The sequence below is a fragment of the Colwellia sp. KU-HH00111 genome (assembly GCF_040362745.1).
In the GTDB taxonomy this organism is placed as follows: Bacteria; Pseudomonadota; Gammaproteobacteria; order Enterobacterales; family Alteromonadaceae; genus Colwellia.
This window is the reverse complement of the sequence record NZ_BAABWO010000001.1, coordinates 437,236-452,055: the sequence shown is the minus strand read 5'-3', so window position 1 is coordinate 452,055 and position 14,820 is coordinate 437,236. Positions and strand designations below refer to the sequence as shown.

Sequence of the window (14,820 nt, the reverse complement as noted above, 5' to 3'; positions counted from 1 at the left end):
AAGACTTAGTATCAGAAAAAGCGGATCTACTACAAAGGCCCAAGGTTTCGCTAGGCTACGATTAACGGTAAATTTGTTTAAGTGAGTAAGCAACTTAACTCTCACCACTATTACAGAATAAGAACTACAAGTGCCAATGGTTAACGTATTAGCTAACCTCTAATCCCTCCGCTAGCAGCTTTAGGTTTGATAAATAATGATTTCTTTTCAGGTGATAATTTCTTTTTAATGGCTGAACGTATCACCTCATACGCCTCTCTCCCCACTGTTTTTTTTCACTTCATTTCCACAAATACCGCTTAAAAACTGAGTGAAGCGAAGTTTAAATTTTTTGTCTGCTGTCTTTTTATTATCACTGGTTAAGTATTTGGATAAATCTAGCTCTAACGTTGCTTGATTAGTTTGTTGAGTGCTATTTGATGCACTAATGTTGAGCATGTTTTCTGTTGAAGAATCAATAATAAATTCAGCGGTAGTTAGTGGGCCACTGTATTTTTTTCTACAATCAATAATCGCGCTATTTGGCGCTTCAAAGCTGTCACCAGTGATTTTTAAAACACTTCCATCAGTTTGATAAAATTCAGCTTTAAAAAATGGATAACGTAGCTCAACCCGTGTAATTTTCCCATGATTTTCGCTGGAGAATAAATCAGCAAAAAACTCTTTTTCCTCTCCTGAACCGATCGGTTTTTTCTTTTTCCCAGAAACAGAATCGCCACTGACTATTTTGGTTGTACCATCACTGCTTTGATAAAATTTTTGCTCTATGCCTAAGCGTTTAGCTGGCAAGGTAGATGCATTTTGTATCTTCCATTTAATTCTAGCGATACCTGCTTCAGTGAACTTTGTTTTGTATGAAATAACAATAACAGGACGTCATTCACTGTCATGAAAACTTTTGTACTCTCTCCAATCAGTATAATCAAATGCAGATGAGAAAGTTGTAAATAATAAAAATAAGATGGGAATGAATCGCATATATAGTCCTTGCTATACAAACAGTTACTTCTTATCGAAATTAATAAGCTATAACTAAAAGCGTGTAGCAGCAGTATTTAATAAACTGCTTATTCTTCAACACATTGACTATATGACCATTAATCTATAGCTAATACCTATTACAGCATAAAGTGGCAAAATGTAATCTCTACAGGTATTGATTTACCTACTTACATTTTTAAGCACCTTCTAAAAATAAATATATCAATTGACAATAAAACATACACTGTCAAATTTCATCTAAATAAAAGCCGTTATTGTTGTTACGTTTATCGCGGGTAATGTTGTTGCGATTGGCAGAGCGCAAGTTAAACAATGAATTGTTCCACGAACCACCAACGCCACAGATGTTTTAACGTAGTAAGTACACGATTCGCACCGTCTAGCAACTGTTGCTTTTTTCCTTGATACGCGGCATGCGTACATAGGGTTAACACCTCTAGCAAACCGTTGTCTAGTCGTTCTCCTAATGTAAAACGACTATTACGCGGAAAGTTATCCAGTAAAGGAATAAGCCAAACTAATAACTGATGGCAATCTTCCACCACTTCCGGTGCCGAATTACTTTTTTATTATGCATATTAATCAAAAAAATAAAAAACAGGCAACTAGTTGAATTCATATCAAGTTTAAATCCAGAACGTAAAAAAGGACATGATTTTACGTATGGTAGTATATTAAAAAGCATTATTGGCTATTGAACAACGGCCTCTAAATTTATCATCAATTCTTCCGTCATAGTATCTATCCATACTTAATTTTAATGTAGATCTATTTAAATCTAACATAATTTTGTCATTCTCAGTGCCACATTTCAATTTAGAATTACTTAATTTACAATAATCAAAGTTATTAAAAAGGCCAGTATCGCCGTATACCTCTGGTGTTTCTGTTTCTAAGGTGAAACTGAAATCGCGCGTCCCCTTATTTTCCCACTTAACATTTCCATCGAAACTCGTCCAATTTGCGTGGGTTTCTTCAACAGAACAGTTAAAAGTAATTTCTTTTGCAAATGCTTCGCTTGATAATAATAAGAGACTTACTGAAAAGCCTAGCTGAGGTAAGTATTTTATTTTTTTTAGATTCATTAGATTCATTAGATTCATTATATCAATTCCATCAGGTCTTTTTTTAACCATATTAATGGTTCAATTAGCAATTAGCAAGCATGATTATCTGCATAATATTTGCATCACGCATTGTGAGTCGTTATAGTAATTAATAATAAAAACAATATTTAAAAGGATTTACGATGCGTTTATCTAAAACAATCTCTACGGTACTACTCTCTTTAGCAAGCACCTCACTACTTTTTTCTGCTTTACCTGCAAGCGCAAAAAACAAATCTCCCTGGGGTTTTGTTTCTTGTAGCGGGTATATACAAAAAACGTATAACACCACACAGAATGTAGCCATATATTCAGGTGTTTTTTATAACGCTGAAATGAAAATGTATAGCGAAGGCAAAGTATTAAGCTCATTCGGAAAATACCGCCGAGCAAATTATCCAAAATTTAATGAAAACAGTTGTACTTATTGGGATTATGAAACTGAGCGACAAGCTAAAGATGCACTTAACGATAAAATTGCAGATAGTAAAAGGTTTGAGTTTAAAGTTATCAGAACCGGTTATGAGTATTAATTGATTAATGTTGAAATATAAAAAGGACAGAACATGAAAATTGGTCGTTGGTCGTTGGTCGTTGGTCGTTGGTCGTTGGTCGTTGCAAGCCTAACACTTTTAACTCTGGCTGCTAATGCTAAAGCATTTGATTTGAAACTAAAATGTTCGGGCACAAATAGTTATAAAGATAAAGAATTTGAAACTAGTGGCTCAAAAAATTTTAATTTTTACCTAACTTTTTCAAAGAACATGAAGGAATTAGAGGGCGCATTTGCAACATGTAAAGCAGTTGAAAAAAATGACGACTTTTATTTTTGTAGTGACAAGAGATTTCGCATTCAGATGATGCGTTTGGACAGGAGGACATTAGAGTATATAGAAAATACACGAGTAGAATCCAGTCGCGATAAAGTTAAAGCAAAATGCGAAATTGCATCTGAACCAAGAATTTAAAGTGCTCAGAATAGGCTTTATGTAGGTATTAAACAACACACCTATGAAGTTACATGGCATAAGGCTAATAGCAATATTGGCCCAACCTTAATTCATCAATCTAAACACATTATTGATGACGAAGATATCAACTGTAGCAACGACTTTGTAAATATGCTGCCCATCGTTTATTTACCGAATAATTAATGAGGAAGCATGGAAGGCGATAAACATTTAGCCAAAAACTTAGGTATAGCATCTATTCACGCTTCTCGTCTTGAAGCGGAAATTGAAAAAGTAACTGAATGGCTTGATATGGCCAATGCTCGACCACCTCGCCATCAATACAGAGCAGTTTTAGAGAAAATAGTATGGTGTAAAAACACCATTAACCTACTGAATTTTCAGAATTAAATGCGCTTAAAAATGCACTGGATACTGGAGAAGGGCTTTTAAAAAAGTGGTATGAGCTTGTTAACTATCATCCTCTTTTTTTTGGTTGCAAGCCAAAATTTATAGCTTTAAACCAATTAATTAATAAACCAGTAATCGAAGAAAATAATGTAAAAATCGGTGTGACAAGCGACGAAATATATGAGTTAGCAGAGTCGCTGAAACACTTACATTTAAGTATTTTAAAAGACAATGCCTTCCAAATTATAAGAGCGGTAAGGCATAAAATGGACAACGAATAAATAACAAATATTATTTGAGGTTGCTCATGTAATGCCATATTCAAGCTTGTGGCGAATTTAACGTTATGACTTTCAGCCAAGCAATGCCGTTGACGATACTTTAATCTTCTTTGTTATCTTTGCTCTTAATTTTTCTCAAAAAATCGACAAAAGGATTCTCATGAACTGCGGTAGTACTCATACTTAACGCACTGTGGTCTTGTTTTTTGTATAGCAGCTTAGCGTCTTTTTTAACGAGGGAAGCGCCATGTTCATCACACCCACCAATCTTTAGAAAGTTATCTTGTCCTTGCCCCAAAAACATATGGTTTGGCATGCTGTAATCTTCAGGATGCTGTACGCCATCATCTTCCCAAAAACATACTTCACAAATTTCATACTTATCACGTTGAGATAATGATAAATAATGACAACAAGGGCAGGAAAATAGTTCTTCTGTAGTACTCATAATTGACTCAGCTATTCGATAATATTGAAAAAATAACACGCCGATTGTTTAAGCTTGGCCGTTAATCTACGCTGATTGATAAACTAAAATATTTTTCAAATATATTGTGACGTATCAAACAAAATATTTCTACTTTAGTGCTCTCTGAGGTAGTCTCCTTTTTCATCTCATTTCTACTATCAAGATTATCATCACAACCGATCACAATGTCTTCACGTAAAGCAAAAATAAAATCACCGTTGTCATAAAAGCCTGCAATGTGACTTAAAAAATATTCTTCAAACACGTCACCTACTTGGGCATGCATATAGTCGTTAAGAAACTTTTGTGTATCGTAAAAAATAAACCACGGATGCCCTTCATCAGTTTTAACCAAATAAAAGTACTTTCCGTTTTCAGAAAAGCCAATTTGCCCAAGCGTTGATTCCCCTTCGGCATGAAAGCTATCAATTACAGTGATATCTCTATTTTCACTTTTAATAAAAAAAGACATTCTAGTAATAAGTTCAGGCTCATATTCTAAAATCTCTAACGTGCAAAGCTGCCTTTTATCATTTATTACATTATCTTCCTCAACAGCAAAAGGAATAGTTTCGCAGTGTATATCATCATCAATATTTGGATGGTTAATAATATGTTTAGCTAAATCCTGACCAAATTGGTCTGCGGCCAGCTCTACAGCTCTACTGTTGGTTGCTATGGGCGTATTATTTTGTTGATAGTTAGGATCACTACAGCAGCAACCCGTTAGCACAGAAGTTACTAATAAAAAAAGAAGTGCTACTACTGTTTTATTTATCATAAGATATGTATCTCACCTATTACTCAAGAAAAATATTGTTTGGATGGTTTTTCAGGTGCTTTTCTTCAATATCTCTAGCTTTAGGATGTCTCACATAATGAAGGTGGTCTTCTAACAATAAATATATATCGTCTTCATCCATAATGATATGAGCTTTGTTTGCACAAATGGCATTTAGTAGTTCAAAACCCTTTTCTTGATGTAAATGAGCCAGTGATATTGCACTCATAATAAGTATATCGCCATCAAGTGAATTCAGATTGTTTTTAATATCAACAAGTGCGCCTTCACAGCCTGCCCAAGCAAAATACAGTAATTCATCAGGAGAAAAAATTTCGCCATCTACATCAATTAAAGCTCCTTCTTTCCCTACTTTATAAAGTTCAGACAGTTCGGCATAACTATTGTGCTTTAATATATTCGGAAGTGTTTCTATGCCCTCAAGCATCCTCATCCACAGAACAATCTAAGTGATAAAGATGTTTAAACAAAAAGTCATAAGTGCATTTATCAACTTCAACGGGGGTTAATGTCATAGTCTTATTACCTGTCGCTCATTGTGATGGTTCAAGTAATGGGTTAATCAATTCAAAATCATCATTGTCAGGCATTTTCCCGTTAAAAAACCCTTCAAGAACCTCCTGAAACCTATTCTTAAACGCATACATATCTTCCTGATTAAGATTTAATATTTCAAAGCCATCATTCGAGTCGTAATGTGACTGAATAGTCATCATGATATAACTAAATATTCGCATGATGGGCCATGCTATTTCTCGTGCTACTTCAGCACCATCATTGGTACTCGCAAGGTCGAAAATACATTTTTCAAATTCACAGTATTTTACATAATCCAATATCGACTTTTCATGCCAAATTCCCGTGAAGGAATTTTCATCATATTCATCGCAATGAGGAAAATTTTCTAATAATTTATCCATTTATTTATCTCCATGTTTAGTAAGCAACAATTACCACTAACCATTTATTGATATTAATTTTGTTATTTTAAGAACAATATCAGTAATAGTGCCACCAGCGACACCATCAGGGTCGTTGTGATGTTGCTCAAACTCATGTTGAACGTCTTTAATATAAATAATAAATTCGTTCAAGTAATCAGCTTTAGCGTATTCGTTGGCATATTCGCTATTAAATACACACGCATTCTTTAACAAAATACACTCCCGCTTGTACCAGGTTGTAGTTGTTATGCCCTGACGTGCTTTCAATGGTATTGCTCACTAATGTTAGGTTCTTTTCTTCTACATTATCGCAAATGTCATTAATTTGTTGAGCAAAGAGCGTCAAGTCTTCTTTGGTAAGTGCTTTTTTAGGGAAGATAAAGCGCTTAATAAAATTAAATATCATGGGAACGCCCTCAAAAGGTAACTCTTAAAATTGAATTCCGGCTATTTTTAGCCTCTCACTCTCTTGAGTGTAATAAACGAGTCCATTGCTATTTTTATGATTGTTAAAGCCAAAGCAAAGTACTAATTCAACGTCGTTTGATGTCGCTCTAGGGTATAAATCAAGAGTGTCTTTTTACAGTGCATTAAAGTTAACATCTTAAGCCCAACGTGCCATTTTCATACGAATATTATTAGTTAACGCTGCACTGGTGAACTTATCTACACAATCAATAACACGTTTGCTTTGCTGAAGTAAATCTAGTTTTTTAGGACATGATATTAATTCATCGAGCAACTCTTGGGAATTTTTTACTTGCAGGTTTTGTGTTGATTGCTCAGCTTTAGCCTTCGTGGAAAAACACGACAAGCCCATTAGTAAAATAAAAAAATGAATCTCTGCAATTGAATGTCCTTATTTACGATTATTAAAGCAATACCGCAGCAATTCTACCTATACAACGATTATTTTATTTTTGACCGCTTATACTTTATCCTACAGTTATTGTCTCTTAATGCATAAGGTGACAAAATACATTCTCTAAATAAAAGCACCCCTTTGCATCTATATTTTCTTTAAAGACATTTTAAAGAAGGAAGTCAAACTATAGACACCTAAATTACACTTTGTAAATCCGTAAACTTACAAACTCCTATACAAGGCGGACTGGGCTAAACGAAAGCCGTTATTGTTGTTACGTTTGTCACACGTATTGTTGTTGCGATTGGAAGAACGCAAATTCGACATTGAACTGTTCAACGAACCACCACGAATAACGCTTCATTTAGATTGACTCCCGCACAAAAGGATAACGCGAAGCTATTAAATAATACAAGCCTTGAGTTTGTGCATGTTTTGCATGCCCAAGCCAGCTCATAATATTAAGCTTATAATCCATCACATTAATATTTGAATTATTAGCGTATTGCTTAGTCATATTTTTCAAACTTCTTTGAAATCGAAAACCGTTTTCCCTTCTCAAACAATGCTTATAGGGCGTTATTTGATAACCAAGCACATCTACTTTTTCACTGGTTCTTAATAAATTAGTGCACTCAGGTCGTAATACTAATTTTAACTTTGATTACAACTTTTAAGCTTTGATAAAAAATGGCGATACTATAGGAGATATATTCATCGCATTCATTCAACATCTATTACTAACCGAAAACCAATTCTATTCCACCCCTTCTCTTCATGTAAAAAATATCGACTAGCAGAGCGTATGGAATTAGCTGAACTTCCCCAGTAACCTCCACGAACAACTATTTCCTCACAATCCCCATCAAACCAGGCTTTACCACTACTTGGTGCACCATTATAGGTATCATTCCTGCAATCTCTCGTCCATTCAGCTACATTTCCATGCATATCGTATAAACCAAAGCCATTCGATGTAAAGGATTTAACAGGGAGAGTACTGTATCCTTTACCACAAACACCAGCATGGTGACCAAAACGGGCTTTTGAACAGTTTACTTTTCCTCCCCAATTGTACCTAGTTTTACTTCCTGCACGAGCTGCATATTCCCATTGGGCTTCTGATGGTAGGCTAAAACGTCTTCCTGTCCTATTGTTCAGCCACGGAATAAATTGCCGAGTAATGTCAGTAGAACTCACATTAATAACAGGTCGATTACCGCGCCCCCACTTGTCATCATCTGGGCGTTCATAGCATCGTCCATCACTCACACAAGCATCCCATTGCAAAAACGTAACTTCCGTAGCCATCATTACGAAGCTATTTATTTCAACTATATGCACTGGCTTTTCATTACTTTCACAACGCTTACCGCTAACACAACCCATACTGAATTCCCCTGATGGAATCGCAACTAACTCACCTGTAATATTGCTATACCGCTCTAAAGCAATTATTTGTTCCTGGCTTTTATTCAGAGCTGTTTTTGCCGCTATTTCTGTAGCTTTACGCTCGGCTTTCTCTTTGGCTAAACGCTTCTTTTCAGCTTTTTCTCTTACAACACGCTCGAGCCTTTCCCGCTCAGCTTTATCTTTAGCTACTTGCTCACTTCTTTTTTGCTCTTCAATTCCCTTATCAATTTTGATTAAATATGACGAGACTTCTCGCGCTAACTCCACTTTTGCATTAAAACCAAAAAACACATCAATTTCAGCCTTTGCCTCAATAAATTTCTCTTGCTCAAAATAGGTCTTTACTTTTAGTGCCGAGAGCAACGCATTACTTTTACCCAACAACGACTCAACCTTATCAACTGCCTTCAAGGCATCATCATATTGTTTATTATTAAAAGCTTCTTCTGCTGCCATGTAATAGGCTTTTGCTTGATTGTTTATTGATGATTGCCCGTGAGATGAAAGTGAAACCATCATGATAGGTAAAAGTAGTAATATTATTATTTTTTTCATTGGTAAGTTCCGTTTAAAGGCTATTTGCACATTCAACTCTTATTTGTTTGTTGCATTTGTGTACAACTCATTCAATACTATCATTTACTTATTATAATGCCATCAAATGTTACCTCCTATTTAGTGCGAACTAAGTGGAAAATAAGAAATACCTCTAAGTTACCTGCTCGTCGTTTAGGTGTAGAACAGAAATTTTATCAAAGCAGTAACTGCACAGCAGAAATTATTAGTGGTGATTCCGTTTCAGGCAAAAAAAATAAACCTTGAGTGTTTCTTTTTTATAGATCGCCAATTGAATTTAATTTAGAGCATATCTAGCGATCATTATCGCATCAGATCTACCATCTTTGAGGCCACCTTTAGGTCCATATAAGTTTGCTTTTGGATAAAACGAAAGGCATTTGTTAGCGATTTCTTTTTTCTTTTTAGACTTATCCTTTGTGCCTGTATTTAATCCATAGAGCTTCTGCCATTCAGAAGGTCTAACTAATAAATAAGGAATACCTAATGACTCGCATACACCTTTTATAAGTCCAAAACCTTCACCAAAAGTAAATGCGCTCACAATGCCCTGACCGGGACGAGATACAACATCTTCAAGACAAACATGATCAGCATCTTTGATTAACTCCCTTAATGCTGAACCATCAATTTTCTTTTTCTTACCTACTTTCTTCGTAGGCATATCGTGAACTGGTACTAGATCTGCATCAGATAAAATCGCTACTGCTCCTTGTAGCCCAGGATCAATTCCTATGATCATATTTACATTCCGTAATAACCATCATTTAAATCTTATTAATAAAGAGTTTATTAATTTATATCATTTTTATTTTTGCATTAACAAATAAATGGATTTTACAAGTAACTAGTATTTATTCCTCGCTCTAACGAGCGATATACCTCTATTTTATTTCTTGATCTTTCCTTGTTATTTCTAGTTTTATTAAATGTTTAGGTAACTAATATGTGGATTATCGATATTTCTAAACCTCTAAAAGTACTTATATAAATAACTATTTATAGGTTTAGAAGGGCAAAAAAGATATTTCTAAACCTCCAAAAGTACTTATATAAATAATAAATAACTATTTATAAGTTTATAAGGAAAGAAAGAGAAATACCACAGATAGAAGCATGCGCTCGTAAGAGCGAGGAAAAAATAAAATCACTGTATGTTATAGCTAGCATACTTTTAATTATTAAAACGATTCAAAACCTATCAAAAGTACTTATATAGATAACTTATTAGGTTTTGAATAGAAGACTCAAAACACTTAAAAGGACTTAAGTAGTGATTATTTCATTAAATTTTATAAATATATTAAGCGATATATTAAAGTTGATAATTTATTTATTAAGGCGTAATATAATAAGTACAAGTCGTGAACTAATCACTCACACACAATTACAAAATACAAAGAGTATCTAAATGAAAACCATATTACTGTGCCTAATTGGGAGCACTCAAATAATCCCCTCTGTTAAAAATTCTCAAGTAATCGAAGGCGATTACGAAACTATAGAATCATTTCTTCTTGATGATACATACAACGGAAAACAAGTCATTATCGTTGGTGCAGGAAGCAACTCATATTACACAGCAAAATTAGCTAGTGATTTCCAGAAGAAATGCTATATCAACGGTCATCCATTCGAATTCAGAAAAAATGCAGATGATAGAGCTACACACTTTGAATCTCTTTTATTACTTGCTAGTCAATGTGATCAAGAAACACTTTTTAAAGAATGTGCTAAACAACTAATTCATGAAGCAGTAAAGCAAACACCTCGTAATTTTGGCCATAGGCAGATGAAAGAAATATTGGCAAGTTATGCGCCAGCACTTAAATTAAAAAATAAACAGTCTGCTGTTAGATATATTCTTAAAAGCTTTAGATTGAAAATGAATGAGAGAAAAGCGGCTAATAGGAAGCGCTTAATGGCTACCCCTGACGGCAAAACGATCATTGAAAAGAAAATGAATTATAAAGATGTAGCTGAATATATTCATAATAATCCAGGTTTATATGCAGCCACTGCTCGTATGGGCGGTAGTAAAACAGAGGACATCGTTAAGCCATTATTCGAAAAATTATCAAAAGGTGATTCTAAAGCTCTTCTAATGACTTCGACTGTTTCATTAACAAATTCTTTATGCAGTGATCACCGAAACTATAAAGAAGCTTTAAGAAATGGGACCATTAAAGATCAAACTGCAATAGCTTCTTGTTTATATTCAGCCCTGCTTTCACCTTCATTTAGTAAGCATAGAGAAGAATCTGATTTTGCAATAATAGAAGAGTACGAGAGTTGTAGAGATGCGATACCTGCCGATATTGTTGGTAAATTTGGATCTTTAGAAGAGAAAGCCACGGCCCAAACTAACTTCAATAAAATACTAAATAAAGAAACCGTATTAATAACTGATGCACACTTTTCTCAACAATCAGCAGACCACATAATCAAGCGTACAGGTCGCCCTATTATTGTAATCAAACCACTTTTTGAACCCAAAAGAAAAGCAAAGAAACTTACTTACCATGCGAATAAAAATAATGCTATACAGGCCATTAGAGACACTCTTCATGACGATAAAAGAGGACTTACATTTGATGACTCTAAGCACCAAGGTTCAGAAAGTAAGTTTAAGGCTACTAATATTCAGATCACTGAAGGCTTAGATATCAAAAGTACCGCAATAGATGCAGCATTCTTTGCTAAAGGCGATAATATTAAACATATGCAAAACCCTACTGAATTTGTAAGTGAGTATCAGCATGTAATATCTACCTCAGTGTGGCGTAATGGAGTCTCTATGTTTTCAAACTTTGATTTGCTAACAATGCTTTGTCATCAAACAATAGCACCATTAGATGTGCTTCAGTGGGCCGAGAGAGATAGATTAAACACTAATAAGAGTATATTTATTGGTAATAAAAATGCCCCTCAAGTGAGCTGGTATACACTGTTTGACCGAGAATTAACAAAAGGTATTTTGGCAGAAGATGTAGATGAGAAAAGAAAATTACTACAAGGAAATGAAGCTGTTCAAGACATCATCGACAGAATTAAATATAACAATGAAATAAGATTGGATTACGCCAACAACTTACTATGTATGTTTGAATTATTGGGTTATGAAATTACTTATGATTACTCAAGCGCTACAAAGGAAATGATGAAAAAAGAGAAGTCAGCTAGTAAAGAGGAAAAAGAAGAAAGGCTATCTGTTTATAAATCACTTGATAGAATGAAGCAATCTGAAGAACTTAGTCTTATTAATGCGAAGAGTGAAGATATACAAACTCTAGACGAGAAAAGACTGAGCTATGCTGATGAAGTATTTTCTTTCTATAGAATTGATAATAAAACTGAAGATAAATTATTTAAGCAAACATTTAATTTTGATAAAGGTGGGTACGGAAGATTAAAAATTGAAAATTTATTTCTAGTTACTTCTACTATAAAATCTAATTATTATACTAGCACTGGCAAAAAAGCTATATTCAAGAAGCTATTTGAATGCTTAGAGATTGATAATGAGCTTAATGGTCAATTTAGCAAAAGAAATTATGATAAGTTTTTTGATTTTGTTAAAAATGGCGAAATAGAAATAGGCGGTAAGATGGTACATGCTAATTATGTATTCTTAAGCTTGATTCCAGATGTAAAAATCACAACTTCTGCGTGGGTAGTTAAAGGTTTATTAAACAAAGAGTTTGGCCTTGATATTGCTAGAGTTGAAATAGAAGTTGAGAATAAAGATGGAACAATCACAAAATCAAATCCATGTGTTAAAAACACTAATGAACAATTAATGACTATTACCAAAAAAAGTTCTGAAAAGCTACTTAAATTCTGCAAAATGGCAGATCCTACTTTCAATTCAGTAGTTGAAGAAGAAGTAATGGAACACTGTGAGTTCACTAGCAAATTTGAGTTAGAAGAAGTTAACAGTATTGTTCAAGATTATGACAAAGACAGCGACAATGATGCTGAAGAGTGCTCTTACGAACTATATATAGACTCAATAGAAAAAGGTATTGAATTACTAGATGAAGCTAGCTAGCGCTAAATAGATGGTCAGCCACGGCCATCTAATTCTTTAGATTACAAAAGCAAAAAACCCCAGTCAGGGGACTAGGGCTTTTCATTACAAGCATTACAAACATTACAAACATTACAAACATTACAAACATTACAAACAAAGTAGTATGAACTTAGAAATCTCAAAAAAGGGAATCAACCTTCTCTTCAACGACTTCAAATACATTATCTTATAATAAATAACAAAACACAATACTTCAACCTTAATTTATTGTAAAAAATTAATATAATTCATTTACTATACTTTTTAATATAAGGTAAGTTTAAAGCGATTTTGAGGTCCAATAATTTTTTGGGTTCAAAAAGATCTTTGATATCAAACAATCTTTTGATTACAAAAAACATCAGGAGTATCTATGAAATATTATGAATTAGAAGAAGCGCGTAAAAACTTTGATCAGATCTTAGATGAAGTTCAAGAGCAGGATATTACAATCACAAAAGGTGATGAAGAAGTTGCTGTATTTATGGGGGCTAAATCTTTAGATGTTACGAGGTTTCTATATGATGTTATGTTGGATAACAAAGGAAGCAAATAAAGAATGGTAGCGGATGCGAGACTCGAACTCGCACACCTTTCAGCGGGGGATTTTGACGTTAATCTATCTGTTTTCACAGTAGCCGGACTATATCATCACCTCTATTGAGGGCTGGACGCTGTTTCACTAACGGTTTAATCATTAGCTACTTCCTGTTTTTAAGCTATCTCGCGATTGCTCAGGTAGTCTCTGAACCTTCTCTCTCTGAGAGCTTGGCTGCTGATTGTCTACATCATCACATGTTTAGATTTTCCAGCAATTCATCCAGTTTTTAACTTCTAATCACTCAGAAGTGGGACTCTTTATTTTTTTCAGTCTTTTGACTTCAGACACTTGTTTATCCCCTGTGTCTACCAATTCCACCAATCCGCCATCTTCTTTTTACTAATATCAGTTTAAAAGATAATTAAACTAATACTTTTTCTAAACTTGTAAATTATTAGACCCTATAAATATACACTAATATACAATTTATAAAAACTAATATTTTTAACAAATACTCTTTACTTATCAACACCTTACAACGAAATAACGCAAAAACCAATCGGATTTTGAATCCGTCGTGTCTACCAATTCCACCACTCCGGCGACACAGTGACTTCAATAAACAATTGAAGTGAGTCGCATTATACGAGAAATACCTTAGTTGACAAGTATTTTTATTGTCTTTCTGTTTAGATGTTGCTTATTTAAACAAAAGTTTTAACATAGCATTTTTTACGCTAATACTTAGGCTCGCTGTATGTCTAGTATGTAGCTTGCTAAATTAATTGAAATTAATATTCTATTGCTTATTGTTCGGTAAAGTTTGTTAGACTAGCAAAAAAATTATCGTGTTTTGAGCATTTTATGAATCACTCTTCGCAACAACAATTTCCCCGAGCAGGTTTTCGTCGCCGTTTTGGCTCTTGGGTTTATGATTTTCTCATTGCTTTTGCTGTATATATGGTCGCAGGTGCTATCTCATTTTTATTGATATACCTCGGCTATTATCTTGGTTTGTATGGTATGCAAGGCTATGAACATTTTTCAGATACTATTTCAAATACCTATTGGCTAAAATGGCCTAATGAATTATGGAAGCTGGCTTGGGTTAGCTTTTTCTTTGTGTTCTTTTGGGCGAAAAGCGGGCAAACATTAGGCATGAAAGCATGGCGTTTACGTTTACAAAACCAAGATGGCACCCGCATCAACAAAATCACTGGCCTTAAACGTTTGTTACCCACACTACTTGGTTTAGGTAATTTAACGGTAATTTTTGATCGTAAAAACAAGCTGAGCTTACAGGACAGGTTAACCGATACCGAGGTTGTAGTGCTATCGTTAGAAGCTAATAAAGGCCGATTGTAGCACTTTAATTGCAACTGCCCTCT

The 14,820-nt window shown here is 34.2% G+C and carries 19 protein-coding genes; 6 read left to right on the top strand and 13 right to left on the bottom strand.

Annotation, left to right across the window (positions count from 1 at the left end; all coding sequences use genetic code 11):
* Window positions 1–246 precede the first annotated feature (246 nt).
* The 3 genes from ABXG98_RS01885 to ABXG98_RS01875 form a co-directional block, all read right to left on the bottom strand.
* Window positions 247–789 (bottom strand): hypothetical protein, encoded by a 543-nt coding sequence (locus tag ABXG98_RS01885; protein WP_353536983.1) that lies wholly within the window; start codon window positions 787–789, stop codon window positions 247–249.
* A gap of 518 nt (window positions 790–1,307) precedes the next feature.
* A complete protein-coding gene (locus tag ABXG98_RS01880; RefSeq protein ID WP_353536982.1) occupies window positions 1,308–1,544 on the bottom strand; it encodes a four helix bundle protein in 237 nt (78 codons plus the stop codon).
* 132 nt (window positions 1,545–1,676) lie between these two features.
* Window positions 1,677–2,138: a hypothetical protein gene (locus tag ABXG98_RS01875; RefSeq protein ID WP_353536981.1), complete on the bottom strand. Its 462-nt coding sequence runs from the start codon at window positions 2,136–2,138 to the stop codon at window positions 1,677–1,679.
* Between the two features lie 113 nt (window positions 2,139–2,251).
* Here ABXG98_RS01875 and ABXG98_RS01870 point away from each other — a divergent pair, with 113 nt between their 5' ends.
* From ABXG98_RS01870 to ABXG98_RS01860, 3 genes are all read left to right on the top strand, one after another.
* The gene (locus ABXG98_RS01870) at window positions 2,252–2,641 is read left to right on the top strand and encodes a hypothetical protein (protein WP_353536980.1); all 390 of its coding nucleotides are present in this window, start codon (window positions 2,252–2,254) and stop codon (window positions 2,639–2,641) included.
* Window positions 2,642–2,674: 33 nt separating this feature from the next.
* A complete protein-coding gene (locus ABXG98_RS01865; RefSeq protein WP_353536979.1) occupies window positions 2,675–3,076 on the top strand; it encodes a hypothetical protein in 402 nt (133 codons plus the stop codon).
* Window positions 3,077–3,271: 195 nt separating this feature from the next.
* Complete coding sequence (locus tag ABXG98_RS01860) at window positions 3,272–3,469, top strand: hypothetical protein (protein ID WP_353536978.1); 198 nt, start codon at window positions 3,272–3,274, stop codon at window positions 3,467–3,469.
* Between the two features lie 381 nt (window positions 3,470–3,850).
* Here the strand turns inward: ABXG98_RS01860 and ABXG98_RS01855 are convergent, their stop codons facing one another.
* From ABXG98_RS01855 to ABXG98_RS01815, 10 genes are all read right to left on the bottom strand, one after another.
* A complete protein-coding gene (locus ABXG98_RS01855) occupies window positions 3,851–4,198 on the bottom strand; it encodes a CPCC family cysteine-rich protein (protein ID WP_353536977.1) in 348 nt (115 codons plus the stop codon).
* Between the two features lie 61 nt (window positions 4,199–4,259).
* Window positions 4,260–5,000 carry a hypothetical protein gene (locus ABXG98_RS01850; RefSeq protein ID WP_353536976.1) on the bottom strand — a complete coding sequence of 247 codons (741 nt, stop codon included), beginning with the start codon at window positions 4,998–5,000 and terminating at the stop codon, window positions 4,260–4,262.
* A gap of 19 nt (window positions 5,001–5,019) precedes the next feature.
* On the bottom strand, window positions 5,020–5,448 hold the full coding sequence (locus ABXG98_RS01845; protein ID WP_353536975.1) for a hypothetical protein: 429 nt from the start codon (window positions 5,446–5,448) through the stop codon (window positions 5,020–5,022).
* A 106-nt stretch (window positions 5,449–5,554) separates the two neighbouring features.
* Complete coding sequence (locus ABXG98_RS01840; RefSeq protein WP_353536974.1) at window positions 5,555–5,941, bottom strand: Imm41 family immunity protein; 387 nt, start codon at window positions 5,939–5,941, stop codon at window positions 5,555–5,557.
* Between the two features lie 36 nt (window positions 5,942–5,977).
* Window positions 5,978–6,178, bottom strand: coding sequence for a hypothetical protein (locus ABXG98_RS01835; RefSeq protein ID WP_353536973.1), 201 nt, complete (start codon window positions 6,176–6,178; stop codon window positions 5,978–5,980).
* Complete coding sequence (locus tag ABXG98_RS01830) at window positions 6,153–6,371, bottom strand: hypothetical protein (protein ID WP_353536972.1); 219 nt, start codon at window positions 6,369–6,371, stop codon at window positions 6,153–6,155. Before ABXG98_RS01830 ends, ABXG98_RS01835 begins: the two co-directional genes overlap by 26 nt.
* Before the next feature lie 198 nt (window positions 6,372–6,569).
* Complete coding sequence (locus ABXG98_RS01825; protein WP_353536971.1) at window positions 6,570–6,779, bottom strand: hypothetical protein; 210 nt, start codon at window positions 6,777–6,779, stop codon at window positions 6,570–6,572.
* Window positions 6,780–7,052: 273 nt separating this feature from the next.
* A complete protein-coding gene (locus ABXG98_RS18975) occupies window positions 7,053–7,184 on the bottom strand; it encodes a hypothetical protein (protein ID WP_502901529.1) in 132 nt (43 codons plus the stop codon).
* A gap of 369 nt (window positions 7,185–7,553) precedes the next feature.
* Entirely contained in the window at window positions 7,554–8,798 is a 1,245-nt protein-coding gene (locus ABXG98_RS01820) for a formylglycine-generating enzyme family protein (protein ID WP_353536970.1), read from the bottom strand.
* Between the two features lie 298 nt (window positions 8,799–9,096).
* Window positions 9,097–9,561: a RuvC family protein gene (locus ABXG98_RS01815; RefSeq protein ID WP_353536969.1), complete on the bottom strand. Its 465-nt coding sequence runs from the start codon at window positions 9,559–9,561 to the stop codon at window positions 9,097–9,099.
* Between the two features lie 669 nt (window positions 9,562–10,230).
* Here ABXG98_RS01815 and ABXG98_RS01810 point away from each other — a divergent pair.
* The 3 genes from ABXG98_RS01810 to ABXG98_RS01800 all read left to right on the top strand — a co-directional run bounded on the left by ABXG98_RS01810 (window position 10,231) and on the right by ABXG98_RS01800 (window position 14,797).
* Window positions 10,231–12,870 carry a hypothetical protein gene (locus ABXG98_RS01810; RefSeq protein ID WP_353536968.1) on the top strand — a complete coding sequence of 880 codons (2,640 nt, stop codon included), beginning with the start codon at window positions 10,231–10,233 and terminating at the stop codon, window positions 12,868–12,870.
* Between the two features lie 394 nt (window positions 12,871–13,264).
* Window positions 13,265–13,447 carry a type II toxin-antitoxin system prevent-host-death family antitoxin gene (locus tag ABXG98_RS01805; protein WP_353536967.1) on the top strand — a complete coding sequence of 61 codons (183 nt, stop codon included), beginning with the start codon at window positions 13,265–13,267 and terminating at the stop codon, window positions 13,445–13,447.
* Between the two features lie 849 nt (window positions 13,448–14,296).
* Window positions 14,297–14,797 carry an RDD family protein gene (locus ABXG98_RS01800; RefSeq protein ID WP_353536966.1) on the top strand — a complete coding sequence of 167 codons (501 nt, stop codon included), beginning with the start codon at window positions 14,297–14,299 and terminating at the stop codon, window positions 14,795–14,797.
* Window positions 14,798–14,820 lie beyond the last annotated feature (23 nt).